A 25,559-nucleotide genomic window follows, 5' to 3' on the forward strand; every position below is an offset into this window, starting at 1 on the left:
ACGATCGGTCCGTGACGGTCGGTCCGTGACGGTCGGTTCCTGGGGACCTGTCGGTGGCGCCCGGTCCCTGGTGGTCTGTCGGTGGTGGCCGGCTAGTGGTGGTCGGTCAGTGCGGCGGTGGCGGTGAGCCGGCCGGGCAGACGGGGGTCGGGGACGGCGCGCACCCGGGTGACGTGCCCGGGCAGGGCGGTGAGGCGCGGCACCCGGTGGAGGATGAGCCGGTCCCCCGGCGCGACGAGACCGTCCAGCACGGCTTCGGTGACGACGTGGTTGAGGTCGACCAGCGCGTCGGCGACCGTGCGTCCGGCCGTGGCGAGGTGCAGGCCGCGGGCGACGGGCACGCGCCCCGGCGGCGGTTCGCCGGGGACGGTGACGTGCCGGGCGGGGCCGGGCGTGACCTCGGCCGGGGCGTCGAACAGCTTCAGCAGTCTGCGCAGGGTCGCGGTACCGGCGGCGGGGCCGGGCGCGGTCCAGGCGGCGGAGCCGTCCCCGGCGATGTGCGCGAAGGCGAACCGGTCGCGCAGGTGCTCCGGGTTCCCGGCCAGGAAGACCGTGCGGGTGAAGCAGGTGCGCCAGGCGGACGCCCGCCCGGACGGCACCCCGAGGGCGAAGACGCAGGTGTCGCGCACCCAGCGGATGAGGTCGACGTCCCGGACCACCACCGCGGCCAGGGTCCGGCCGTCCTCGTCGGCGCCCGCGTCCCCGGCGACGTGACGGTGGGCGGCGAGGAGACCGTCGTGGGTGGCCAGGTCGTGCCGGGCGGCGAGGTCCGGGCGGGCGGCCCGGATGCGGCCGGCGGTGTGCTCGAGCAGGAGCTGCTGGGTCCGGGTCATAGGAACACCGAGGTCAGGAGGTCGAGCCCCGGCGCGGCCCGGCGTCTGCCGAGCAGGCCGGAGGTGAGCCGGTACGGGTCGACGTACGTGTGGTCCTTGCGGTGGCGGGCGAGGCGGGCGGAGAGCGGCTCGGGCCACTGGTCGCCGGCCGCCGCCAGCAGGCGTTCGGCCCGCTTGAGGCTCTGGGCGAGCAGGTCGGACCGGAACGACTGCTGCTGCCCCGGTCCGAGGACTGCGATGAAGTACAGCCGCATGCCGAGGCGTACGACGGCCGGGTCGTGGCCGGCGGCGGCGTCCAGCAGCGCCCCGGCGTGCACGTCCTGCCAGCCGCCCTGCCGGGCGGAGCGGATGCGTCCGTCGATGGGCACCCGGCCGACGGGCACCCGGCGGACGCGGGGGCCGAGTGCGGTCAGGACCCGCGACAACAGCTGGTAGTCGGCGTCGAGTTCGGTGTCGTAGAGGAGGACGACCTCGTCGAAGTCCGGTGCGAGCGGCAGCAGTTCGCGCAGGGCGCAGGCGAGGTAGTTGGGCCGCCCGTCGGCGGTGACCAGGCGGCGCAGCGGCAGCCCGTGCCGGGTCAGGTCGAGGAAGACGGGGCCGCCCACGGCTCGTTGGTCCAGGCACATGCCGAGGCCGGCGAGCCGGTCGAGCGCGGTGTCCAGGTCCAGACCCGGCGGCTGGTGCCGCAGCAGCCCGGGGTCGTGCAGGCCGAGGCGGGCGTAGTGCCCGCTCCACAGGGTCAGCACGCGCGTGCTCGCCGGGTGCACCCAGCCGTGCTCGACCGCCTCCGCGTACGGCCTGAGGTCGCGGGCCGGGGGGCGCGGGGCGGCGCGGAAGGCGACGTACAGGGCGCCGATGTCCTCTTCCGTGAGGTCGTCGTAGTCGGTGTCGCCCTCGATGCGGTCGAGGAACTCCCAGAATCCCAGGGTCTGTTCGGTGGGGTGGTAGGTGGTATGGCTGCACCGGTGGGTGACCTCGGCCAGGGGGCGCGTGGCCCGGTGCATCACGTCCGTCCACAGCAGCCCCTTGAGGTGGCTGGGGGTGAGGGGCTTGGAGGGGGTGACGGTGATCGGGGCGAGCAGGACGCGGCGGGCGGTGTCCGGCTCCGTGTGCGGTGCCGCGGTCTCGGCGGCGAGCGCCGTCATACGGGGGCTCCTTCCGCCGCCGTCACGCACCGGACCAGCTCGGCGCGGCCGGGTCCGGCCGGGTGCGGCGCGGCCGGGGCGGGGGCCCGGCGGACCCGTTCCAGGAAGTCGGGGTCGCCGAGCAGTTCGGCGGGGGTGGTGAGCGACATCAGCATGCGGGTCAGCCGCCGCCACACGACGGGGTCGGTGCGGGCCGCGGCGCCGATCCCCTCGGCGGTGGGCGGGCCGTCCGGGGCGGGCGCGGGGGCGGTGGCGGGCGGCTCGGTGTCCTCGGCGGCGGCCCGCCAGCGGGCGATGCGCGTCCGGTCGGCGGCCTCGGCGTGCTCGTACCAGGGGCGGCACAGTTCGTCCGTCAGGCCGGCGGCGGCCCGGCGCTGTCCGACGGTGATGTCGGGCATGCGGGCGATCAGATCGGCCAGGCGGAAGGCGTGCTCGAGGGCGAGGGAGATGCCGCGGCCGAACAGCGGGTTGGTGACGCAGGCCGCGTCGCCGACGGAGAAGAGGCCGGCCACCGGCTGCTGGAGCGGCCCGGCCACCCCGCGCAGCACGTTGGCCGGGCTGGTGATCGCCCGGACCGGGGAGGCGGGCGTGCTGACGGCGTCGTCGAGCCAGGGCGCGAGGTGGGGGGTGGCGCGGGCGGCGGCGGTGAAGCCGGCCGGGGTGCGCAGCGGCGCCAGGGCGCGGTCGCCGGGCAGCGTGCACAGGGCGATGGAGAAGGTGTCGCGGTCACCGAGGTGCAGCACGCCCGCGTAGTGGGCGAAGATGTCGCCGGCCGCGTTGCCGCGGTTGAGCGGGCCGGGCCGGGTGGCGGTGCGCAGCCGGTAGAAGCGGGTGTGGCCGGCCAGTCCGGACGGGCTGGTCAGGTCCCGGGCGACGGGTACGCCGGCGTGGTCCAGCCAGGCCCGGGCCTGGGCGCGGCGGCCCGTGGCGTCCAGGACGAGGTCCGCGGGCACGCGCTCGCCGCCGGTGGTGACGACGGCGCGGACCCGGGGTGCGCGCCGGTCCAGTTCCAGGGCGCCGACCGTGGTGCCGTGCCGGACGGTGACACCGGGCCGGTCGCGGACCGCGCGGTGGAGCAGGAGTTCCAGGGTGGCGCGGCGGCAGCCGAGGCCGACCAGCTCCTCGTCGCCGGGCTCCGGCGCGCGGTCGGACCCGGGCAGGGCGTCGGTCAGGCGGAGCAGCGGGGCGCCGGCCGCCCGGGCGTCGGCGAGAACACGGGGGGCGTGGGTGCGCAGGACGCGGACGCCCAGTGAGGTGAGCGTGTGCGAGTGGTGGGCCTGCGGCACGGTGGGGCGGTGCCGCCAGCGGTCGACCGCCTCGCCGAGCGGGCCTTCGGGCGGGGCGGGGGCGCGGTCGAGGACCAGGACGGTGAGGCCGAGGCGGCTGAGCGCGAGGGCGGCGGCGAGTCCGGCGACGCCGGCCCCGGCGACGACTGCGGTCGCCATGTCAGCGACGCCTGCCGTGTACGAAGAACACGCGCCGTACGTCGCGTTCGGAGCGCGGCGGCACCGGGTCGGGCCACCGGCCGTAGTCGGCTCCCTCCTCGCCGGGCTGGGTGGCCCGCACGGTGAAGCCGTACGCGTCGAAGAGCGCCTCGGGTTCGTCGCTGCCGAACAGCCAAGGGCAGCCCCAGCCCGCGAACACGTCGAGCAGTCCGCGCATGCCGGGCAGGGTCAGCGCGGCGGCGTTGACGATGTCGGCGGCGATCCGGCTGCCCGGGGCGGAGATCTCGGCGACCTGCTTCAGGATGCGATGGGTGTCGGGCTCCGGGATGTAGTAGAGGAGTCCTTCGAGGAGCCAGGTGGAGGGGACGGTGGGGTCGTAACCGGCTTCGCGCAGCCGGTCCGGCCAGTCGGGGACGGTGAGGTCGACGGCCACCCGGTGGTGGCGGACGCGGGGCTCGACGCCGGCGAGGCTCGCGTCCTTGTGGGCGAGGACGGCCGGGCGGTCGACCTCGAACCAGCGGAGGCGCTCGGGCCAGTCGAGGCGGTAGGCCCGCGAGTCCATGCCGGCGGGGGCCAGCACGATCTGGGTGGTGCCGGGGTCCTGGGCGGCCCGCTGGAGGAAGTCGTCGAAGAACCGGGTGCGGATGGCGTTGTAGTCGGGGGTGCTGGGCAGGGTGCGCTCGCGTCCGGGCGGGAAGGTGGCCGCCCGGACCTCGGCGAGCAGGTCCGGCCCGATCTCACCGGCGAGCCGCTCGGCGTACGGGTCCTCGTAGAGGTGGTCCGGGCGCCGGGTCTCGGCCGCCCGCAGGGCGGCGGTCAGCAGCGCGGTCCGTTCGACGGCGTCCAGCTGCGGGGTCATGGGTCCCTCTTCCTTCACGGTGCGGTGGTGGGGTGGTGTGGCGGTGGGGTACGCCGGCCGGGGCGGGGCCTGAGCCGGCGGGGCTGCGGGCCGGGCGGGGCGGGGCGACCTTGCGGGTACAGGGAGTGCCGAGTGCCGGAAATGCCGGGAGTGGCAGGGATGCCAGGGCAGGCCGCCGGGCGGTACGGGTGCCGGGAGCCGGAGACGGGGGCGGAGCCGGGTGGGTGTGCGGGGCCTGCGGGGCCCGGGCTGCGGGTGTTCGGGACCTGGTGGGCGCGCGGGACCCGGGCGGTCGGTGCGCGGGCCTAGGCGGTGGGGGTGCGGCCGGTGAGGGCGGCCCACTGCCCCGGGTCCTGGCGGAACAGCCGGTCCTTGACCTGGGTGGGCCGGACGCCACCGTCCACGCGGGCCTGCCAGTCGCGCTGGAAGGCGTCCTCGGGCAGCGGGAGCAGTGCCGGGGCGCCGAGCAGGCCCCGGGCGCGGGCGGTGCGGTAGCCGACCGACTCGCGGCCGAGGGCCTGGTCGAGCAGCCCGGTGAAGCGGTCGGTCTCCTCCCGGCTCCACGGGGTGAGCGGCGCCACGGCGAACTCGTACGCGGCCGGCCCCCGCGCCTGCTCGTCCACCCGGCAGGAGGCGCCGCGCAGTTCGAGGCCGGTGGCCCGCAGGGCGGCGTCCAGCGAGCGGATCACCTGTGCGTCCCGCAGCCGTTCCCCGGCGTGGTCGGAACGGGTGGCACGGCCGGCGTACTCCAGGCGCGGGACGCCGTCGAGGTGGTCGACGACCCGTACGACGTCGCCGACGGCGTACCGGTACAGGCCGCCGACGTGGCTGAAGACCACGTGGTAGTCGCGGCCGGGTTCCAGTTCGTGCGGGCGCAGGGTGGCGGAGTCGGGGGCCAGGTCCTCGTCGGCGTCGACGAACTCGTGCACCGCAGCGGTCGCCACGAGGCTGCCCGCGGTGGGGTGCCGGTCGAGGGCCACGGCCACCGGGCCCTCGGACGCGGCGACGGGCGCGGGCAGCGCGGTGACGTGGACGCCGTACTCCTCGCGCAGCCGGGGCAGGTAGAGCGAGGCGGCGGCGGTGGTCCAGCAGAACAGGGCGCGCATCCGGGGCCAGATGTGGGCCGGGCGGACCGTGCCGTGGCGGGCGGCGAGCCGCTCCAGCCCGGCCGCGCGCTCCGGGTTCGGGGAGCCGTGGGGCAGTCCGCCGAGGGTGCCGTCACGGATCTCCTTCACGATCCGCGGCCACCACAGGCGCAGTTGGTACGGCAGGGCCGCCACCATGGCGGGGTTGATGCCGATGACGCAGCGCACGTCGTGCTCCACGGCCAGCCGCAGCCGCAGGTACATCTTCTCGGCGTGCTCTCCGGCCTCGACCGGCACCGGCAGTGTCGCCCAGGGTGCTCCGGTGCCGGGCTCCGCGGACAGCGGCTCGCCGAAGAACGTGCCGAAGTCGACCTGGCTGGCGCCGACATGGGGGCGTCCGGAGGCAGTGGTGGGCGGGGCGGTGACGGGGTCGTGCTTGAGGTTGAGGACGGCGGCCGGGTCGGCGAGGACGTCCGGGAAGTGCTCGATCAGGGGCGCCCAGGCCGCGTAATAGAAGGGGAAGAAGGTGGTGCGCATGAAGCGGGGCGTGACCGGGATCTTCTTGTGGGCGCCGGTGCTGCCGCTGCTGGTGAAGAAGACGGCGGGCCGGTCGGCGGTCAGGACGTCGCGCTCACCGGCGGCGGCGCGTTCGATGTACGGCGCGAGGTCGTCGTACGTCTGGAGCGGTACGGCCTTGCGGTAGTCGTCGAGGGTGCGGACGCGGTCGAAGCCGTGCCGGGTGCCGTACTCGGTGCGGGCGTTGAACTCCAGCAGGTCGGCGAGGACGCGGCGCTGTTCGGCCTCGGGGTCGGCGAACGCGGCGCGCAGCCGGCGGCGTTCGGTGAACACCCGGTCGCGGTAGCGGCGCAGTCGGTCGGGGTCGGTCCAGTCGGGCACCGTGGGGCCGTCGGCCGTGGCCGCTTCAGTGGAACTCACGGGTGAGCACCTCTCGTATCTCCGCCGCGGTGTCTTCCTGGCGGTCTCGTTCGGGGATCACGGTCACGGGCAGGTGCTGGATCTCGCCGTGCAGGGTCTTGGCGAGATCGCTCTGGTAGCGGCGGAAGCCGTCCCAGCCCGGTCGCGGGCCGTAGTGCTCCAGGGTGTTCAGGTCGGCGCCGAACCGGCAGCGCTGCCAGGCGGTTTCGGGGCGTACGTCGAGGTAGAGGATCCGGCGGGGCTGGGGGAAGGTGCGCCACCAGGCGAGTGGCGGCCCGTCGGACGCTCCGGCGAGCCGGCACTTCGCCAGGAGCTTGTAGTAGTAGGAGTCGATGACCACCGGGGTGTGCGGGTCGGCCTGCCGCAGCTGGTCGCGCAGGTGGACGACGGCGGTCTGGAGCAGGGTGGCGAAGAAGTCCGGGGACCAGTCGTCGGGGCGGGCGGCGACGTCCTGGACGGCGTGCCGGCGCAGCCGGCCGATCAGGGCGTGCTCGGGGGCGAGGAAGGCGTCGTCGAGGGAGAGCATCCGCCAGCGGGGCGTGTCGCGGCTGAGCCGGTCCAGCGCCGAGGACTTGCCCGCGTAGTCGGGTCCCAGCAGGACGCAGAACGGTGGGTGTCCGTCACCGGTGTCGATGGCCATCGATCCTCCCCCTAGGACGGCATCAGGTGAGCGGGCGGCCGGGCACCGCGAGGGCCGTCGACCGCCTTGATCATGCAAACAGAGGGAGGGAACGCACCATTCTCGATGCCGTCACCGGACGGTAATGCGGGGTTCTGCCGCATCCCGCGAACGCCCGGGAGGACCGGCGGCACGCGGGCGGACGGTGACGGCACGCGGCAATCGACGCGGCGCGGTGGCGAAGCGGGAGGGCCACGCACGGATGCATATGTACAGCGGCAGCGCGGGCAGGGCTGGCCACGGCACGGACAGCGAGGCCGCCGTCCCCGGCGGACCGGTGCCCGGGTGCGCGCGAAGCCGGGCGCGGCGAACGGATGCCGGTGTACGACGGCGGGGCACGCGCGGCGGGCGGCGGGCCTGCGCGTGGCTACGACACGGTCGGCGGACCGATGTCCCCGGTGGGCCGGGCGCCTCTGCCGGGCCGGTGGCCCCGGCGGGACCAGCGCCTTCGCGGGGCCGGCGTCTCGGCCGGGCTGCGGCGTCCGGGGGCATGTGCGGCGGGGCGGCGGGGTGCCCCCGTCCGGGGTCGCCCGGTCGGCGGGCGAGGCCGGGCCGGTTGCTCGGGCGGGACGGACGGGCGGACGGAGTTCGCGGTCCACGTCGGGGCCGTGCGCGGGCGGCACGGCGGCTCCGCGGCCGTCGGCGACCGGTGTGTGACGGGCCGTCCGGCCCAGGGGCGCCCGGTGCGGGCGCGGAGCGGTGTGCGGCTCCGGCCGGCCCCGGTCGGGGCCGGCCGGTGGCAGGCGACCGCCGGCCGTACGGCTGGCGCAGGTATACGGGGGAAGCCTGCGGTCGCTCGTACGGCCGGCGGACGTGTGGGGGCTCAGCGCCTCACTTGGTGCCGGCGAGCAGGCGGGCCGTGATGGTCGCCAGGCGCTCGCCCTGGTAGCGCGCGGCGGCCAGGGTCTCGTCGGAGGGGGCCTCGGCGCCCTGGTGGGTGGTGCCGTAGGGGTTGCCGCCCGCCGGGTAGACGACCGCGTCGGTGTAGCCCGGCGAGACGATGATCGAGCCCCAGTGGTGGAACGTGTTGTAGAGGGCGAGCGTCGTCGACTCGTTGCCGCCGTGGCGGTTGTAGGCGCTGGTGAAGCCGGTGGCCGGCTTGTTCGCCATGACGCCCTGCTGCCACAGGCCACCGGTGGTGTCGATGAACTGCTTCAGCTGCGCGGCGACGTTGCCGAAGCGGGTGGGCGTGCCCAGGGCGTAGGCGTCGGCCCAGGACAGGTCGTCCAGCGTGGCGACCTCCACGTTCTGGGTGGCCTCCAGGTGCTGCCGCCACGCCGGGTTGGCGTCGATGGCCTCGTCGGGGGCCAGTTCGGCGACCCGGCGCAGCCGGACCTCGGCGCCGGCCTTCTCCGCGCCCTCGGCGACCGCCTTGGCGAGCTGGTGGACGTTGCCCGTGGACGAGTAGTAGATGACCGCGACCTTGGCACTCATGGTGAGCCCTTCTCAAGCAGTGAGCGTAAGACAGCAACCACGAAGCGGATGGGTATCCGCTTCGCCCTTTCGAGTAAACCGGATCGGTATCCGGTTTACAAGCGGTTCGGAGCAGGAAACCGGATAGGTATCCGTTAACCTCGAACCATGACCACCGATCTCCCCGTCCTCGGCCAGACACCGCCGGAGCGCGCGGACGCCGCCCGCAACCGGCGGAAGATCCTCGACGCCGCGGCCAGGCTGATCGCGGAGCGGGGCCCGGAGGCCGTCACCATGAACGCGGTGGCACACGCCGCCGGCATGGGAGTCGGCACCGTCTACCGCCGCTTCGGCGACGTCGGCCGGCTCCTGTTCGCCCTGCTCGACGACGGCGAGCAGCGCTTCCAGGAAGCCTTCATGACCGGCCCGCCCCCGCTCGGCCCGGGCGCCCCGCCCGCCGAGCGGCTGCGCGCCTTCCTGCACGCGGTCGCCGACCGGGTCGAGGAGCAGCTGACGGTCCTCGGCGCCGCGGAGGCCGCGTCACCGAGGGCCCGTTACGAGAGCGGCGCCTACCTCACCATGCACACGCACGTCGCCATGCTGCTGCGCCAGGTGAGGCCCGGAACGGATCCGGCGGTCCTGGCACACCTGCTGCTCTCGCCCTTCATGCCCAGCCTGTTCGAGCATCTGACGGTGCAGCGCGGTCTGACACAGGACCAGATCAAGTCCGGGATCGATGGCCTGCTCGCACTCTAGCCAGCCCCACGGCGCTCCGGAGGCGCCCGGGAAGCCTCAGTGCCCGGCCGATTACCGGCCGGTTCCGGCCCCCGGTGCCGGTGCTCCGGCGGTGGTGCCCGATGAGCGGTCCAGTTACCCGGACGCGGTTAGCGTCGAACCGCTTCGTGAAGATCGGCTCGCGCCGGGCGCGGGCACCAGTCAAGGGGGATAAGCGTTGGGACTGGCAGAACGACATCAGCACATCCAGTTGCTCCACCGTCTGACGTCCGACGCGGCGAGCGGCCGGGGCCGGGTGGCCGTCCTGCACGGCACGGGCCCCAACGGGAAGACCGAGCTGCTCGACCACGCCATCGTCCGCGCCGAGGAACTCGGCTTCCAGGTGCTCCGCGCGGTCGGGGCGCGGCCCGAGCGGGCGCTGCCCCTCGGGATCGTGGCGCAGCTCGTGCACGGCGCCACGCTGCCCGGGCACCTGCGCCGGGAGGCGGACACCTGGCTCGAGGAGGCGGCCGTGACCGTCACCGCGGATTCGGTGCCCGGGACGGCGACGGTGCGGATCTTCGACCGGCTCTGCCGCGTGATGCTCGAACTCGCCGGCCGCGCGCCGGTCCTGATCGCCGTGGACGACGTGCACCACGCGGACACCGCCAGTCTGCACTGCCTGCTGCACCTGATCCGCCGCATCGGCCCGCTGCCGGTGTGTGTCGTCCTCACCGACGACAGCTCGTCCTCCACCGAACTCCCGCTCTTCCGCAGTGAGTTGCAGCGCCAGCCCTATGTGTCCCGGCTGGCCGTGGAACCGCTCGCTCCGGCGGGGGTGCGGGAGTTGGTCGCGGAGCGCCTGGGCGCCGCCCGCGCCGCCGCGCTGGCCGCCGACTTCCACCGGCTGACCGGCGGCAACACCCTGCTGCTCAGCAGCCTGGTCGAGGACTTCACCGCCACCGGCGGCATCCGGCCGCAGGGCTACGGCGCCGCGTTCGCCGGCCACCTGGAGCGCGGCGACCGGGTCTGCCTCGCCGTGGTGCGCGCGCTCGCCGTCCTCGGGCCCGAGCGCACCACGGCCGAACTCGCCGAGCTGGCCGAGGTGTCCGAGGCGGAGGTGGGCACGGCGCTGGGCACGCTGAGCGGTTCGGGGCTGCTGGCGGACGGCCACTTCCGCGCCCCGGCGGCGCGGCTCGCCGTACTGGAGGCCCTCAGCCGCACCGAGCGGGACCGGCTGCACCTGGCCGCCGCCCGGCTGCTGCACCAGCGCGGCGCACCGGTGCCGCGGGTGGCCGCCCATCTGGTGGAGACGCAGTCGGCGCCGGGCGACTGGGCCGTCCAGGCGCTGCGCGAGGCGGCCGAGCGCGCCCTCGTCACCGACCAGCGCGGCACCGCCGTCGCCTGTCTGGAACTCGCCTACCGGTGCTGCTCCGAGGAGACGGCCCGGACGGCGGTCCTGGCCCGGCTGCTGCACGCCGAGTGGCTGGACAGCCCGTCCCGGGCGGCCCGGCACCTGAGCGGCCTCGGCGCGGCCGCCGCCTCCGGCCGCCTCGACCGGTCGGAGCGGGTCACGCTGGTGCACCGCCTGCTGTGGCACGGCCGCGGCGAGGAGGCGGCGCGGGTGCTGCACCGCCTGCGCGCCACCGCCCGCGCCCCGCAGCCCGGGCAGCGCACCGACCTGCTGGACCTGGAGCACTGGCTGGCCTGGAACCATCCGGAGCTGGCGATGGAGAACCGGCCGCAGGCGACCGCCGGGACGGCCCCGTTCCTCGGTGTGCCGTCCCGCTCCGGACCGCTGCCGCACGTCACCGGGGTGCTCTCGGACGCCCTGACCCGCGGCCGGCCGGACCGGGTGACGGACCTCGCCGAGCAGGTCCTCGGTGACGTGCCGCGCGCCCGCGCCAGTGAGTGGGGCGCGGAGGCGGCGCTGACCGCGCTGACCGTGCTCACCGCGGCCGACCGGCCCACGGACACCCTCGCCTGGTGCGAGCGGCTGGTCGCCGAGGACGTGCACCTGTTGCCGGTGACCACGCGCGCCTTCCTGGCGGCGGCCCGGGCCGAGGCCGCGCTGCGGCTGGGCGAGCTGGGCACCGCACTGGAACAGGCCCGGCTGGCGTTCGTCCTGCTGCCCGCCAAGTCCTGGGGCACGGCGGTCGGGCTGCCGCTCGGCAGCCTGCTCCTCGCGGCGGCCCGCACCGGGGAGTTCGAGGAGGTGTCACGGCAGCTGACCCAGTCGGTGCCGGACGCCATGCTGGAGAGCCGCTACGGGGTGACGTACCTGTACGCCCGGGGGCACTGCCGGCTCGCGACCGGCCACAGCCACGCGGCGCTCGCCGACTTCATGGCGTGCGGGGAGCGGATGCGGGCCTGGGGGCTGGACGTACCGGGGCTGCCCGCCTGGCGGACCGGGGCGGCCGAGGCGTGGCTGCGGCTGGGCAACACCGACCAGGCGAAGAAGCTCGCCTACGAACAGCTCGGCCGGCCGGACGCGGCGCGCCCGCACACCCGGGGCCTGGCGCTGCGCATGATGGCGGCGGCGAGCCCCGTCAAGCGCATGCCGCAGCTGCTGACCGAGGCGCTCGACCTGTTCGAGGAGTGCGGGGACCAGTACGAGCAGGCGCGGGTCCTCGCGGACCTGAGCCGCGCCCAGTACGAGGCGGGGGACAGCCGCCGGGCACGGATGCTGTTCCGCCGGGCGCGGCACATGGCGCGGCTGTGCGGGGCGGAGCCGCTGTGCGAGGAACTGCTGTCCGCGCCGGAGGAGCTGGGCGGCGAGCCGCCGACGAGGGAGTGCGGCCTCGGGGCCGGGCTGACCGACGCGGAGCGCCGGGTGGCGGCGCTCGCCGTGCGCGGTTACACCAACCGGGAGATCGCCCTCAAGCTCTACGTCACCCCCAGCACGGTCGAGCAGCATCTGACCCGGACCTACCGCAAGCTCGGCATCAAGCGGCGCAAGGACCTGCCGGCCGGCCTGGGCGTCGAGACCGGCGCCTCCGGAAGCGCGGCCTGACCACCGGCCGGCCTCCCCGGACGCCCGGCTCACCGGTCGGGTGGGGGCCGGAGCCCGGCCCCCACCCGACACGCCCGCCGCACCACTGCCCCGGGCCCGCCCCGGCGCCGGCCGGTCACCGGTGGCCGGTCGGCGCCGTGGGGGCGGACCGGGCGAGGAGCAGGGCGCCGTGCAGGGAGGAGAGGCCGCCGAGGCGGGCGGGGTGGATGCCGGGGACGGCGGTGCCGGGGCGGGCGAGGCGGGACACGTGCGCCTCCACGGCGGTGAGCTGGCCGGGGATGCCCGCCGCGAAGCCGCCGCCCACCACCACCCGTTCGGGATGGACCAGTTCGGCCAGTGACACCGCGGCGGCGGCGAGCGCGGCGGCGCTCTCGTCGAGGGCGGCCACGGCCCAGTCCCGGCCGGCGGTGAAGGCGTCGCGCAGTTCGGTGAACTCCACCGGCGCGCCCCGCAGCCGGGCGGCGCGGCGCAGGGTGGCCGGTCCGGACGCGATCGCCTGGACGCAGCCGTGCCGTCCGCAGTCGCACCGCTCCCCCGCCCGGTCCACGATCACGTGCCCCACCTCGCACGAGCCCCGGCCGGTGCCCGGCACCAGCCGGCCGTCCAGCACGATGCCGCCGCCGATGCCCGTACCGACGCCGAGGTAGACGAGGTTCCGGCAGTCCGCGGCGTCCGCCTCGGCGAGCGCGGCCAGGTCGCCGTCGTCGGCGCAGTCCACCCGGGTGCCCGGCAGCAGGGCGGCCAGTTCGTCCCGCAGCCGCACCCCCCGCCAGAACGGCCGCCCCGGCCAGGTGGCGACCCGGCCCCGCACGTCGAGGGTCGCGGGCATCGCCACGCCGACCGCCTCGACCGTCTCGTGCCCGGCGCCCAGCAGGGCCCGGGTGTGTGCGGCGAGGGCGGCCAGGTCGGCCTCGACGGTGCGTTCCCCGGGCCAGCGGAAGACGGCCTCGGTGTGCTCGCCCGAGGCGGCGCGCAGCCGCAGCGCGACCTTCGTGCCGCCGACGTCGATTCCCAGGTGTGTCATGGCGTCCCTTCTCGTGCAGGGGCGGATCAGGGGGGTGGGCCGGGGAGTTCCGGGCGCGCGGGACGGCTACCTTCGCCGTACGAATTGCTCAGCCGCGCGGTGTCGGACCGGAAAGACGGAGGAGTGATGGACTCGTGTTTCCCGGATGCCGGGAGTTCCCCGGAGGCCGCGGACGATCCCGCGCTGGCGGGTGTGGCGGCGCTGCGGGTGTTCACCGGCGCCGCGGACCGGCCGGCGGACGATCCGCTGGGCCCCCTTCGGGAGGCGCTGCTCAGGTCCGTGGAGGCCGTGGCCGCCGCGGCGGGCGGGCACCCGGAGCCGGACCGGCCGGAGGGCGGGGCCGCACCGCGGGTGTGGTGACGCGCTCCGGTCAGGGCCGCGGCAGGAGGGCGTCGCGCACCAGGGCGGCGATCGCCTCCCGGTGGTCGGCGAGGAAGAAGTGGCCGCCGGGGAAGACGTGCAGGCCGGCGCCGGCCGGCGCGTGCCGGGACCAGGCCGCGGCGCCCCCGACGGAGACCCGGGGGTCGCCGTCGCCGGTCAGGACCGTCACCGGGCAGCCGACCGTGGCGTCCGGCTCACCCCGGTAGGTCTCGACCGCCCGGTAGTCACCGCGGATCACCGGCAGCATCAGCCGCAGCAGTTCCTCGTCCTCGAACAGCAGCGGGTCGGTACCGCTGAGCGTCCGCAGTTCGGCGAGGACGCCCGCGTCGTCGAGCCGGTGCACCAGGTGGTCCCGGTCGAGCGAGGGGGCGGGCCGGCCGGAGGCGAAGAACCTGAGCGGCGCGCGCCCCCGCGCCTCCAGCCGCCGTACGACCTCGAAGCCCACCGTGGCGCCCATGCTGTGGCCGAAGACGGCGAACGGGCGGTCGTCGGTGTACGGCAGGAGTGCCTCGGTGACGCCGTCGGCGAGGCGGTGGATGTCGGTGATCACCTCCTCGCGCCTGCGGTCCTGGCGGCCCGGGTACTGCACCGCCAGCACCTCGATCGCAGGTGAGAGGGCCGCGGAGAACGGCCGGTACCAGGTGGCGGCCCCGCCGGCGTGCGGCAGGGTGACGAGCCGGACCGCGGCGTCCGGTGCCGGGTGGTAGCGCCGGATCCACGTCTCATGGCCGACTGCGGTCTGTTTCAAGGGAGTTCACCTCGTGGGGGCGGCCGGGGCGGCAACCGCGCCCGGCCGGGCGCGTTTCCGAGGACGCCGTCAGCCGTAAGTCGCCGCCAGCCGTAAGTCGCCATCGGTCGGAAGACGCGATCGGTCGGAAGACGCCATCGGTCGGGGTCAGGCGCCGGCCGGGGCCGCCAGCTCCAGCAGGGCGCGGGCGGCGAGCCGGTAGCCGAGTGCTCCCATGCCGACGACCACGCCGTCGGCCAGCGGCGCGAGGACCGACTCGTGCCGGAACTGCTCGCGGGCCCAGACGTTGGACAGGTGCACCTCGACCCACGGCCTCGGGTAGTTCGCCAGGGCGTCCCGCAGCCCCCAGCCGTTGATCATGAGGGCGCCGGGGTTCACGATGGCGCCGACCGTGTAGTAGTGCTCCTGGATGGTCCGGATCAGTTCGCCCTCGGACTCGCGCTGGACCGATACGACGTCCCAGCCGCGGTCGGCGATCTCCTTCTCGATGGCCCGTTCGATGTCGAACAGAGTTTCCGTGCCGTAGATCTCGGGCTGGCGACGTCCGAGTATGCCCAGGTTGGGGCCGTTCAGCAGGAGTACCGCACTCACGTTCCCCGCCTTTCTCTTCGGGAGGAGGATGCGGAGATTTGTAGCACCGAATTCCTTTCCCGGGAAATCACAAGGGGGTTCGGGGCGGAATACTGGGGCGTTACTGGGGTGCGGGTAGGGGATGGGAACACTCGCCTTCGCTGGGGTAGCGTGCTAGCGGCGGTGCAGAATATCCCGCCGATATTCCGCGTGATACCGCCGGGCCCGGACGAATTCCGGGCCGGAAATCGTCGACCCCCTGGCAAAGGAATGGTTGCGCATGTCTGACCGAAAGCCGCTCGACCTCCCCGCGTGGCCCCAGTACGGGGACGAAGAGCGCGAAGGGCTGATCAGGGCGCTGGAGCAGGGTCAGTGGTGGCGGATGGGCGGCAGTGAAGTCGACTCCTTCGAGCGGGAGTTCGCCGAGTTCCACGGCGCCGAGTACGCGCTCGCCGTCACCAACGGGACCCACGCCCTGGAGCTGGCCCTCCAGGTGCTGGGCGTCGGACCGGGCACCGAGGTGATCGTCCCGGCGTTCACCTTCATCTCGTCCTCGCAGGCGGCCCAGCGGCTGGGTGCCGTCGCCGTCCCGGTCGACGTCGACCCGGAGACGTACTGCCTGGACGTGGCCGCCACCGAGGCCGCGATCACCGAACGGACCCGGGCGGTCATGCCGGTGCACATGGCCGGCCACTTCCCCGACATGGACGCCCTGGAGAAGCTCGCCGCCGACCGCGGGATCGCGGTGCTCCAGGACGCCGCGCACGGCCAGGGCGGCCGCTGGCGGGACCGCGGCTACGGCGAGCTGGGCTCGGTCGCCGCGTTCAGCTTCCAGAACGGCAAGCTGATGACGGCCGGCGAGGGCGGTCTGGTGCTGTTCCCGAACCGTGAGCTGTACGAGGAGGCGTTCCTGCGCCACTCCTGCGGCCGTCCCGCCACCGACCGCCGGTACCTGCACCGGACGTCCGGCTCCAACTTCCGGATGAACGAGTTCTCGGCGGCGGTGCTCCGCGCCCAGCTGCGCCGCTACCCCGAGCAGCTCGCCACCCGTGCGCGGCGGGCCCCGCTGCTGAACTCGCTGCTCGCCCGGATTCCCGGTGTGGTCCCGCAGAAGCACGACCCGCGGGTCACCTCGCACCCGCACTACATGGCGATGTTCCGGATTCCGGGCATCACCGAGGAGAAGCGCAACGAGCTGGTCGACGCGCTGATCGCGGCCGGGCTGCCGGCGTTCATCGCCTTCCGCGCGATCTACCGCTCCGACGGCTTCTGGGAGACCGGCGCGCCCGAGGAGACGCTGGAGCGGATCGCGGCCCGCTGCCCGAACACCGAGGCGATCAACGACGACGCGATCTGGCTGCACCACCGCACGCTGCTCGCCTCCGAGGAGCAGATCCACCGGGTCGCCGAGACCGTCGCCGACGTCGTCGCCTCCCGCCTGGCCACGGCATGAGCGCTCCGGCCTCCGCTCCGCGGGCGCAGCGGCCGGTGCGGGTGGCCGTGGTGGGGCTCGGCTGGGCCGCCCGGTCCATCTGGCTCCCCCGGCTGCACGCCCACCCCGCCTTCACGGTCGGTGCCGTCGTCGACCCCGACCCGGCCGCGTGCGCCTCCGCCGTGCAGGACCTCGCCGACACCCGGCTCTTCGCGAGCGTGGACGAGCTGACACCGCGCGACGCCGATCTCGCGGTGGTCGCGGTACCCAACCACCTGCACGCCGACATCGCCTGCCGGCTGCTCACCCGGGGCATCCCGGCCTTCGTGGAGAAGCCGGTCTGCCTCGACTCCGAGGAGGCCCGCCGGCTCGTCGTCGCCGAGAACGCGGGCGGCGCGGTGCTGCTCGCGGGCAGCGCCGCCCGGCACCGTGCCGACGTGCTGGCGCTGCGGGAGCTGGTGGCCGGCCTCGGACGGCTCAGGCACATCGAGGTGTCCTGGGTGCGGGCCCGTGGCATCCCGGACGCGGGCGGCTGGTTCACCCGGCGCAGCCTGTCCGGTGGCGGGGCCCTGGTCGACCTCGGCTGGCACCTCCTCGACACCGTCTCGCCGCTGCTCGGCGAGGCCGGTTTCGAGCAGGCCCTGGCCACCGTCTCCGACGACTTCGTGCGCAGCTCGGCGGCGCGGGCCGCGTGGCGGGACACCGCCCCGGTGGCCGCGGAGTCCGACAGCGACGTCGAGGACACCGTCCGGGGCTTCATCGTCACCGACGGCGGGGTGTCGGTGTCGCTGCGGGCCAGCTGGGCCTCGCACGAGCCGCGCGATGTCACCGTGATCCGGGTGGACGGCAGCGCGGGCAGCGCGACGCTGCGCTGCACCTTCGGGTTCAGCCCGAACCGGGTGCCGTCCGAGCTGACCGTCCTCAGGGACGGCGAGGCCGGTGCCGTCCCCGTCCCGCACGAGGAGGTGGGCGCGGAGTACGTCCGCCAGCTCGACGCGCTGCCCGCGCTGCTCGCCGACCCGGCGAGCCGTGGCCGGGCCGCCGCCGAGACGCTGCGGACGATCCAGGTGATCGAGCGGCTGTACGACTCCGCGCGCGCGGCCCGGAATCCCGGTGCCGTGGCTGCCGGCAACCCGACGGACGGGCGGGCGATCCCCGCCCCGACTCTCGCTTGAGGACGATGCCATGACCCAGAACACCGACGCGGCCGCCGACCTCCTCGCCGACTGGGGCGAGCGGGATGTCCGGGCCGTCGTCTTCGACCTCGACGGCGTGCTCGTGGACAGCTTCGAGGTGATGCGCCACGCGTTCACGGTGGCCTACCGGGAAGTCGTCGGCGACGGCCCGGCGCCGTTCGAGGAGTACAACCGGCACCAGGGCCGGTACTTCCCCGACATCATGCGGATCATGGGCCTGCCCCTGGAGATGGAGGAGCCCTTCGTCCGGGAGAGTTATCGCCGTGCCCACGAGGTGCGGCTGTTCGACGGGGTGGTGGAGCTGCTGCGGGAGCTGCGCGAGCGGGGTGTCCGTACGGCGGTCGCCACCGGCAAGAGCGGGCCGCGGGCCCGGGCGCTGCTCGACCAGCTGGCGGTGCGTGACCTGTTCGACCACGTCATCGGCTCGGACGAGGTGCCGCGGCCCAAGCCGGCGCCCGACATCGTCCTCCGCGCGCTGGACCTGCTCCAGGCCGCGCCGGAGGAGGCGCTGATGGTCGGGGACGCGGTGACGGACCTGACCAGCGCGCGCGGTGCCGGGGTGGCCGCGGTCGCCGCCATATGGGCCGACGTGGACGAGGCGGAACTCATCGCCGCCGGTCCCGACGCCGTCCTCGCGACGCCGTCCGGCCTGCTCGCCCTCCTCGGCAGGTCCACGGCCCCGGCCGCGTAACCCCCGAACCCCCGACCGATCCGGCCCCCGGCCCCCGGCTCCCCGCAGCGGGGAGCCGGGGGCCCGGCACATGCCACGCCCGGAGACCGATCACCGAACAGCGATCACCGAACACGCACCGGCCATCGGCCACCGGGAGTGGACGAGTCCGCCTCCGGCTTCGAGACCGGGACCGGAACCGGAACGCGCAGGGAGCCCCGCCCGGGTGGTGTTCACCACCCGGGCGGGGCTCCCTGCGCGTTCCGGCCCGTACCGTCCGCATCCGGTACGGGCCGGTGCCGTACCGGATGCGGACCGCTCCCGCCGCGCGGACGCGGGCCGTTCCCCCGCGCGGGCCCGGCGGGGCTCAAAGCGGGCGGCGGGGCATCTGCTCCAGGGTGCGCAGGACCGTGTCCTCCGGGACGTCCGGGACGAGGGCGGGACCCTCGGGGCCGTCCAGGACGAAGGCGAGACCGGCGGTGGCCTTCTTGTCCAGCCGCATGAGGTCCGTCAGTTCCCGCGCGGTCGGCCCGGGCGGCAGGGCCGTGGGCAGGCCGTAGCCGGACACCACCTCCAGGTGCCGGGCCACGCGGTCCTCGCCGATCCGGCCCAGCGCGGCGGCCAGCCGGGCCGCGAACACCGTGCCGATCGCCACCGCCTCCCCGTGCCGCAGCGCGAAGTCCGTGGCGATCTCCAGCGCATGGCCCAGCGTGTGGCCGTAGTTGAGCAGATGGCGCAGCCCGCTGTCGCGCTCGTCGGCCATCACCACCGCGGCCTTCATGGTGACGCTGGCGGCGATCTGCTCGTACAGCGGCAGGTGCCGGATGTCGCCGGTGCCGATGAAGGCGGCCCGGGCCAGCTCGCCGTAGCCGTTGACCAGTTCCCGCTCGGGCAGGGTGTCGAGGTAGTCGGTGTCGCACAGCACGGCCTTCGGCTGCCAGTAGGTGCCGACGAGGTTCTTGCCCTCGGGCAGGTTGACCGCCGTCTTGCCGCCGATGCTCGCGTCCACCTGCGCGAGCAGCGAGGTGGGCAGGTGGATCACGGGTACGCCGCGGTGGTACAGGGCGGCGGCGAGACCGACGGTGTCGGTGGTGGTGCCGCCGCCGCAGCTCACCACCGCGTCCTGCCGGGTGAGCCCGAACCCGGCGAAGGCGCGGCAGAGTTCCTCCACGGCGGCGAGGTTCTTGTCGTTCTCCCCGTCCCGCGCCTCGATCAGCCGGTACGGGACGCCCGGGTCCGGCACCCACTCCGCGGGGCGCGCGGAGACGACCGCCACGCGGCGGGCGCCGGTCTCCGCGACGACGCCGGCCAGCAGGTGCCGTACGCCGGGGCCGATGTGGACGGTGTACGAACGGTCCCCCAGGTCGACGGCGACGCTGCGCCGCCGGCCGGGGTCCGCCAGGGGCGCGCCGGTCTCCGGCGCGGACGTCAGGGCCACGTGGCCCCCCTTTCGGTGGGTGGTGCGGTGGGTCGTCGGGGCGGGTCGGCTCACGCGCTCTGGAGCACGGTGTCGCCCGGCACCACGGCCGCCTCGGGGGCGCCGCGCACGGCCAGGGCGGCCAGGGCCTCGGCCCGGGCGGGGACGCCCAGCCGCAGGTGGGTGAGCCGCAGGTGTTCGAACAGCAGGTACTTGCCCGGGTGTTCGGCCGCGCCGTCGCCGGCCACCAGGGAGCCCAGCTCGGACAGGTAGTCCTGCCAGGCGGCGGCCACCCGGGCGTCCATGGCGAGCAGGTCGGAGGCGTCGATCAGCTCCCCGGCCCGGTCGGCGGCGCGGCGGCCGACGGCGAGCCGCTGCTCCGCGTCGAGGGAGGCGGCCCAGTACTGCCAGCACAGGAAGAGGAAGGCGGAGCGCTCCGGGTCCGGCAGGAACCCGGCGGCGTGCCGCAGGTGCAGGACGGCCAGGGCGAGCCGGTCCTCCTGGGTGAGTCCGCCGGACCCGGCCAGGGCGAGCGCCAGCTCGCTGGAGCGGGTGGCCAGCTCGTCGGTGGCGGCGGCGCGGCGCGGCTCCGGGCGGTGCAGCAGCCGGACGCCGGCGCGGTCGGCCTCGGTGAGCAGCGCGGACAGCGCGCCGTGCGCGTCGTCGGCGCCGACCCACAGTTCGGTGCCCGGGGTGCCGTCCTGCAGCGGCTGGAAGAACCAGTGGCCGCCCCGCTCGGTGCGGATCGCGGCCAGCGCCCCCAGGACCCCGTCGGGCAGCCGCGGGGCCAGGGCGGCTTCCTGATCGGCCCATGCCTGCCCCGCCAGTGTGCAGAACAGCCAGTTGCGCGTCATCGCGGATCCCCTCGCAAATAGCTTCACGATTCAGACGTCGGTTACGGTTTCGTTCGCTTCGCGGGCCGGTACTCTCCCTTTCGCACCCGGACCCGCGATCGAGCGTAGGGCGCCGGTCACCCGGCTTCCATCGGCTGGTCCCGTGACCCCGTCCGCACCGCCGAATAAGGGTGGTTGTAGGGGGGCGTGCTGGGGGGTGCGCCGGGCGCCCGTCGGGCGAGACTGAGTTTTCGAGCGCGTCCTCATGTCTTTTCCGAACAAGGGGTGTACCGGTAATGCTGCGCACCGAACTGATAAAGCCGCTGCCCGACCTGCTGAAGGCGCACGCGCATTCCTTCGGGAACAAGACGGCGTTCAGTGACGGGCGGCGGAGCGTCAGCTACGCCGAATTGGAGAAGCGTACGGCCAGACTCGCCGGGCACCTCGCCGCGCTCCGGCTCCAGCCGGGCGACCGGGCGGCCATTCTGCTCGGCAACCGGGTGGAGACGGTGGAGAGCTACCTCGCGATCGTCCGCGCCGCCGCGATCGGCGTGCCGCTCAACCCGCGCTCGACCGACGCCGAACTGGACTATCTGCTCCAGGACAGCGGCGCCCGGGTGGTCATCACGGACGCCGCCCATCTGGAGCAGGTGCGTGCCCTGGCGGCCGACGGGCGTCCGCTGCGCATCGTGGTCGTCGGCGAGGAGGGCGCCGGCGGCGCGTCCGTCGCGGGCACGGTCGGCTACGAACGGCTGGCCGGCACCGACCCGGCCGAGCCGCCCCGGGACGACCTCGCCCTGGACGACGTGGCGTGGATTCTCTACACCTCCGGCACCACCGGGAAGCCCAAGGGCGTGCGCTCGACCCAGCGCAACTGCCTGTGGTCGGTGGCCGCCTGCTACGTGCCGGTGCCCGGGCTGAGCGCCGCGGACCGGGTGCTGTGGCCGCTGCCGCTGTTCCACAGCCTGTCGCACATCTTCTGCGTGCTCGCCGTGACGTCGGTCGGCGCCTCGGCGCGGATCGTCGACGGCTTCTCGGCGGAGGAGATCCTGCGCGGCCTGGAGGAGGACGGCACCACCTTCCTCGGCGGCGTCCCGACCATGTACCACTATCTGGTCCAGGCGGCCCGGGAGCGCGGTTTCCGCGCGCCGGCGCTGCGGATGTGCCTGGTCGGCGGCGCGATCACCACGGCCTCGCTGCGGCAGGCCTTCGAGGAGTCCTTCGGGGCGCCGCTGCTCGACGCCTACGGCTCGACCGAGACGTGCGGCTCGATCACCGTCAACTGGCCCACGGGCGCCCGGGTCGAGGGGTCCTGCGGGCTGCCGGTGCCCGGTCTCAACGTGCGCCTGGTCGACCCGGAGACCGGCGCCGAGGTCGGCACCGACGAGGAGGGCGAGGTGTGGGTGAGCGGCCCGAACGTGATGGCCGGCTACCACAACAAGCCCGTGGAGACCGCGGCCGCGCTGGTCGACGGCTGGTACCGCACCGGTGACCTGGCGCGCCGGGACAGCGCCGGGTACTTCACCGTCACCGGGCGGATCAAGGAACTGATCATCCGCGGCGGCGAGAACATCCACCCGGGCGAGGTGGAGCAGGTGCTGCGCGAGGTGCCGGGCGTCGCGGACTGCGCGGTCGTCGGCAAGCCGCACGACGTGCTCGGCGAGGTGCCGGTGGCCTTCCTGGTGCCGGGGCCCGAGGGCATCGACCCGGAGCGGGTCTTCACCGCCTGCCGGGAGCGGCTGGCGTACTACAAGGTGCCCGAGGAGCTGTACGAGATCGAGGAGGTGCCGCGCACCCAGTCCGGGAAGATCACCCGGCACGCGCTGCTGGCCCGCCCCGGACGGCTGCGCGCCGCGGGCAGCGGCCGGTTCGAGGCGCTGCTGCGCTGCGACTGGGTGCCGCTGCCCGCCCCCGCCGCGTCAGCCCCCGGCACACCCGCCGCGCCCGCGGCCGGTCCGTGGGCGGTGATCGGCACGGACCCGGAGCCGTACGGCGGCACCGGGTACGACGATCCGGCCGCCCTGGCCGCCGCCGTCGCCGCGGGTGCCGCCGCGCCGGAGGTCACCGTACTCGCCGTGGACCGGATCGTCGCCGCGGCCGCCGCCGGCTCGGCCCGGCCCACCGGGGAGACCGTGGAGCGCGCCGTGCGTGCCGTCGCGGACACCGTCGGGGCCTGGCTGGCCGGTGCCGGCCCGGTCCCGGGCCGGCTGGTCGTCGTGACCCGGCAGGCGGTGGCCACCGGCGGGGACACCGACGCCCCCGACCTGGCGCACGCCGCCGTCCGGGGGCACCTGGAGGCGCTGCGGCACCACCACCCCGGGCGTGTCGTACTCGCCGACACCGACACGGAGACGGCGCCCGGCGCGCTGGCGCGGGCGCTGCGCGCGGCGCTGGGCTCGGCCGAGGACCGGTTCGCCGTACGTGACGGCGTGCTGCTCGGCGCCCGCCTCGCCCGGGTGTCGGCGGCCGTGGACGAGGTGCCCCGGCCGCTGGTCGACCCGCGGCGGACCGTCCTGGTCACCGGGGTCGCCGGGGCGCGGGGTGCGGCGGCCGCCCGCCATCTGGTGGCCGCGCACCGCGCCCGGCACCTGCTGCTGATCAGCGAGCAGGGCGAGGACGACCCGGCCGCCGAGGCGCTGCGCGCCGAACTCGCCGGGCTGGGCGCCGAGGTGGCGCTGCACGCCTGCGACCTCACCGACCGGGAGGCGCTGGCCGGCCTGCTGTCCGGGGCGGAGTTCCCGGTGGGCACGGTGGTGCACGCCCCGGACCCCGAGGACACGTGGGCCGCCGGTCCGCTGCGGGCCGCCGCCGACGCCGCGCTCAACCTGCACGAGCTGACCCGCGCCGCGCAGCCGGTCGCCTTCGTGCTGTTCTCCGCCGCCGACGCCCTGCTGGGCCTGCCCGCCGACCCGGCGCAGGCCGCCGCCGACGCGTTCGCGCAGGCGTTGGCCCAGCACCGCACCGCGCGCGGCCTGGCCGCGCGCACCCTGGCCTGGGGACCGTGGCAGCCGGCCGGTTCCCGCGCCGCGGACGAGGCGCTGCCCGCGGGCGTCGGTGTCCTGCCGGCACACACCGCGCTCGCCATGTTCGACGCGGCCCAGTTCGCCTCCGCCACCGTGCTGTTCCCGGTGAAGCTGGACACCGCCACGCTGCACGGTGACGCCGTGCCCGCGCTCTTCGCCGACCTCGTGGACACCGCGCCGCGGGCCGGCGCGGCGGACGACACCCGCGCGGCGGCCCTGCGCGAACGCCTCGGCACGCTGCCCGACGACGGCGGCGTGCGCATGCTCCTGGAACTGGTCCGCACCGAGGCGGCCCGCACCGCCGGGCTGGACGGCCCGGGCGCGGTGGGCTCCCGGCGCGACTTCAAGGCGCTGGGCTTCACCTCCGTACAGGCGGTGGAGCTGCGCAACCGGCTCACCGAGGCGACCGGGCTGCCGCTGCCGGCCACGCTGGCCTTCGACCATCCGACGCCGGACGCGGTCGCCCGGTACCTGCGGTCGCTGCTGCTGCGCGAGGAACGGCCCACCGGCACGGTCACCGCGGCGGCCCGCGCCGCCGACGCCGACGAGCCGGTCGCGATCGTGGCGATGAGCTGCCGTCTGCCGGGCGGGGTGACGTCACCGCAGGAGTTGTGGCGACTGGTCGAGGAGGGCGTGGACGCGGTGTCGGCGTTCCCCGACGACCGGGGCTGGAACCTCGCGGAACTGTACGACCCGGACCCCGCGCACACCGGTACCTCCTACGTCCGCGAGGGCGGCTTCCTCTACGACGCGGGCGAGTTCGACGCCGGGTTCTTCGGCATCTCGCCGCGCGAGGCGCTGGCCTCCGACCCGCAGCAGCGGATTCTGCTGGAGACCGCCTGGGAGACGTTCGAGCGGGCCGGGATCGATCCGGTGTCGCTGCGCGGCAGCTCCGTCGGCGTGTTCGCCGGGGTGATGTACCACGACTACGGCTCCGGGCTCACCGGCGTCCCCGAGGGCATCGAGGGGCAGTTCGGCATCGGCACGGCGGGCAGCGTCGTCTCGGGCCGGGTCTCCTACACGCTCGGTCTGGAGGGCCCGGCCGTCACGATCGACACGGCGTGCTCGTCGTCGCTGGTGGCGCTCCACCTCGCGGCGCAGGCGGTGCGCGGCGGCGAGTGCTCGATGGCGCTCGCGGGCGGCGTGGCCGTCATGGCGACCCCGTCGTCGTTCGTCGAGTTCTCCCGCCAGCAGGGCCTGGCCTCCGACGGCCGGTGCAAGGCGTTCGCGGCGGCGGCCGACGGCACCGGCTGGTCGGAGGGCGTGGGCCTGGTGCTGCTGGAGCGGCTGTCGGACGCCCGGCGCAACGGCCACCAGGTGCTCGCGGTGATCCGGGGCAGCGCCATCAACCAGGACGGCGCCTCCAACGGTCTGACCGCGCCGAGTGGCCCGGCTCAGCAGCGCGTGATCCGGCAGGCCCTCGCCAACGCCGGTCTCACCACCGCCGACGTCGACGCCGTCGAGGCCCACGGCACCGGCACCAGACTCGGCGACCCCATCGAGGCACAGGCCGTCATCGCCACCTACGGCCAGGACCGCCCCGCCGACCAGCCCCTCTGGCTCGGCTCGCTGAAGTCCAACATCGGCCACGCCCAGTCCGCCGCCGGAGTCGCCGGCGTCATCAAGATGGTGGAGGCGATCCGCCACGGGGTGCTCCCCCGGACCCTGCACATCGACGAACCCACCCCGCACGTCGACTGGTCGGCGGGCGCGGTCGAGCTGCTGACGGAGGCCCGCCCCTGGCCCGACACCGGCCGCCCCCGACCGACGACGGACCCGAGCCGCCGCTGGCCGCGTGGACGCTGTCCGCCGCGACGGCCGAGGCGCTGCCCGCCCAGGCGGCCCGCCTTTCGGCGTTCCTCGCCGAGCGCCCGGAACTCGACGTGCGCGAGGTCGGGTTCGCCCTGGCCACCGCCCGTGCCCACCTGGACCACCGCGCGGTGCTGACGGCGGCCGACCGCGACTCCGCCCTCGCCGAACTACGGGCCCTCGCCCAGGGCAGGACCGGTACGGCGACCGTCACCGACCAGCCGTCGGAGGGCGCGCTGGCGGTGCTGTTCACGGGCCAGGGCGCGCAGCGCGCCGGAATGGGCCGTGAACTGTACGACGCCTACCCCGCGTTCGCCGACGCCTACGACACCGT

20 protein-coding genes are annotated in these 25,559 nt (G+C 75.3%); 8 read left to right on the forward strand and 12 right to left on the reverse strand.

From position 1 onward, the window contains the following. Nucleotides 1-92: 92 nt before the first annotated feature. The 7 genes from IF37_RS0127770 to wrbA form a co-directional block, all read right to left on the reverse strand. Nucleotides 93-833: a DUF6182 family protein gene (locus tag IF37_RS0127770; protein ID WP_030748196.1), complete on the reverse strand. Its 741-nt coding sequence runs from the start codon at nt 831-833 to the stop codon at nt 93-95. Beyond that, on the reverse strand, nt 830-1,978 hold the full coding sequence (locus IF37_RS0127775; protein WP_052845395.1) for a hypothetical protein: 1,149 nt from the start codon (nt 1,976-1,978) through the stop codon (nt 830-832). The genes IF37_RS0127770 and IF37_RS0127775 overlap by 4 nt, the downstream gene beginning before the upstream one ends. Then, nucleotides 1,975-3,423, reverse strand: coding sequence for an NAD(P)/FAD-dependent oxidoreductase (locus IF37_RS0127780; RefSeq protein WP_030748202.1), 1,449 nt, complete (start codon nt 3,421-3,423; stop codon nt 1,975-1,977). The genes IF37_RS0127775 and IF37_RS0127780 overlap by 4 nt, the downstream gene beginning before the upstream one ends. A gap of 1 nt (nt 3,424) precedes the next feature. Continuing rightward, complete coding sequence (locus tag IF37_RS0127785; RefSeq protein WP_030748205.1) at nt 3,425-4,282, reverse strand: SAM-dependent methyltransferase; 858 nt, start codon at nt 4,280-4,282, stop codon at nt 3,425-3,427. 305 nt (nt 4,283-4,587) lie between these two features. Beyond that, nucleotides 4,588-6,303: a GH3 auxin-responsive promoter family protein gene (locus IF37_RS0127790; protein ID WP_037857169.1), complete on the reverse strand. Its 1,716-nt coding sequence runs from the start codon at nt 6,301-6,303 to the stop codon at nt 4,588-4,590. Further along, complete coding sequence (locus tag IF37_RS0127795) at nt 6,290-6,943, reverse strand: hypothetical protein (RefSeq protein ID WP_030748211.1); 654 nt, start codon at nt 6,941-6,943, stop codon at nt 6,290-6,292. Before IF37_RS0127795 ends, IF37_RS0127790 begins: the two co-directional genes overlap by 14 nt. 870 nt (nt 6,944-7,813) lie before the next feature. Then, a complete protein-coding gene (gene wrbA, locus IF37_RS0127800; protein WP_030748213.1) occupies nt 7,814-8,416 on the reverse strand; it encodes an NAD(P)H:quinone oxidoreductase in 603 nt (200 codons plus the stop codon). A gap of 147 nt (nt 8,417-8,563) precedes the next feature. On the opposite strand from wrbA, the gene IF37_RS0127805 reads away from it, so the two are divergent. Both IF37_RS0127805 and IF37_RS0127810 read left to right on the forward strand, forming a co-directional pair. After that, complete coding sequence (locus IF37_RS0127805) at nt 8,564-9,151, forward strand: TetR/AcrR family transcriptional regulator (RefSeq protein ID WP_030748216.1); 588 nt, start codon at nt 8,564-8,566, stop codon at nt 9,149-9,151. 196 nt (nt 9,152-9,347) lie between these two features. Then, complete coding sequence (locus tag IF37_RS0127810) at nt 9,348-12,122, forward strand: LuxR family transcriptional regulator (protein WP_030748220.1); 2,775 nt, start codon at nt 9,348-9,350, stop codon at nt 12,120-12,122. A 115-nt stretch (nt 12,123-12,237) separates the two neighbouring features. Here the strand turns inward: IF37_RS0127810 and IF37_RS0127815 are convergent, their stop codons facing one another. After that, nucleotides 12,238-13,146, reverse strand: coding sequence for an ROK family protein (locus IF37_RS0127815; RefSeq protein ID WP_030748223.1), 909 nt, complete (start codon nt 13,144-13,146; stop codon nt 12,238-12,240). A 126-nt stretch (nt 13,147-13,272) separates the two neighbouring features. On the opposite strand from IF37_RS0127815, the gene IF37_RS0127820 reads away from it, so the two are divergent. Then, nucleotides 13,273-13,506 carry a hypothetical protein gene (locus IF37_RS0127820; RefSeq protein WP_030748226.1) on the forward strand — a complete coding sequence of 78 codons (234 nt, stop codon included), beginning with the start codon at nt 13,273-13,275 and terminating at the stop codon, nt 13,504-13,506. Nucleotides 13,507-13,516: 10 nt separating this feature from the next. Here the strand turns inward: IF37_RS0127820 and IF37_RS0127825 are convergent, their stop codons facing one another. Further along, nucleotides 13,517-14,275, reverse strand: coding sequence for a thioesterase II family protein (locus IF37_RS0127825; protein ID WP_030748229.1), 759 nt, complete (start codon nt 14,273-14,275; stop codon nt 13,517-13,519). A gap of 147 nt (nt 14,276-14,422) precedes the next feature. After that, nucleotides 14,423-14,866, reverse strand: a complete 444-nt coding sequence (locus tag IF37_RS0127830; RefSeq protein WP_030748232.1) for a type II 3-dehydroquinate dehydratase — start codon at nt 14,864-14,866, stop codon at nt 14,423-14,425. Between the two features lie 259 nt (nt 14,867-15,125). Here IF37_RS0127830 and IF37_RS0127835 point away from each other — a divergent pair, with 259 nt between their 5' ends. From IF37_RS0127835 to IF37_RS0127845, 3 genes are read left to right on the forward strand one after another with little or no spacing between them, the layout of a single operon-like run. Continuing rightward, nucleotides 15,126-16,298 (forward strand): DegT/DnrJ/EryC1/StrS family aminotransferase, encoded by a 1,173-nt coding sequence (locus IF37_RS0127835; RefSeq protein WP_030748235.1) that lies wholly within the window; start codon nt 15,126-15,128, stop codon nt 16,296-16,298. After that, nucleotides 16,295-17,452 (forward strand): Gfo/Idh/MocA family protein, encoded by a 1,158-nt coding sequence (locus IF37_RS0127840; RefSeq protein ID WP_052845397.1) that lies wholly within the window; start codon nt 16,295-16,297, stop codon nt 17,450-17,452. The genes IF37_RS0127835 and IF37_RS0127840 overlap by 4 nt, the downstream gene beginning before the upstream one ends. Before the next feature lie 10 nt (nt 17,453-17,462). Next, nucleotides 17,463-18,164: an HAD-IA family hydrolase gene (locus tag IF37_RS0127845; RefSeq protein WP_030748240.1), complete on the forward strand. Its 702-nt coding sequence runs from the start codon at nt 17,463-17,465 to the stop codon at nt 18,162-18,164. A 346-nt stretch (nt 18,165-18,510) separates the two neighbouring features. On the opposite strand, the gene IF37_RS0127850 is transcribed toward IF37_RS0127845, so the two are convergent. Both IF37_RS0127850 and IF37_RS0127855 read right to left on the reverse strand, forming a co-directional pair. After that, nucleotides 18,511-19,575, reverse strand: a complete 1,065-nt coding sequence (locus IF37_RS0127850) for a 3-dehydroquinate synthase (RefSeq protein WP_253915867.1) — start codon at nt 19,573-19,575, stop codon at nt 18,511-18,513. Nucleotides 19,576-19,631: 56 nt separating this feature from the next. Further along, a complete protein-coding gene (locus tag IF37_RS0127855) occupies nt 19,632-20,414 on the reverse strand; it encodes a hypothetical protein (protein ID WP_030748247.1) in 783 nt (260 codons plus the stop codon). Between the two features lie 275 nt (nt 20,415-20,689). Here IF37_RS0127855 and IF37_RS46435 point away from each other — a divergent pair, with 275 nt between their 5' ends. Both IF37_RS46435 and IF37_RS46440 read left to right on the forward strand, forming a co-directional pair. After that, nucleotides 20,690-25,363 (forward strand): AMP-binding protein, encoded by a 4,674-nt coding sequence (locus tag IF37_RS46435; protein WP_030748251.1) that lies wholly within the window; start codon nt 20,690-20,692, stop codon nt 25,361-25,363. Next, on the forward strand, nt 25,300-25,559 hold a 260-nt coding region (locus IF37_RS46440; protein ID WP_030748254.1), incomplete at its 3' end, for a hypothetical protein. The genes IF37_RS46435 and IF37_RS46440, both read left to right, overlap by 64 nt.

Origin of the sequence: Streptomyces sp. NRRL S-31, from assembly GCF_000718775.1 — a bacterium.
Taxonomy (GTDB): domain Bacteria; phylum Actinomycetota; class Actinomycetes; order Streptomycetales; family Streptomycetaceae; genus Streptomyces.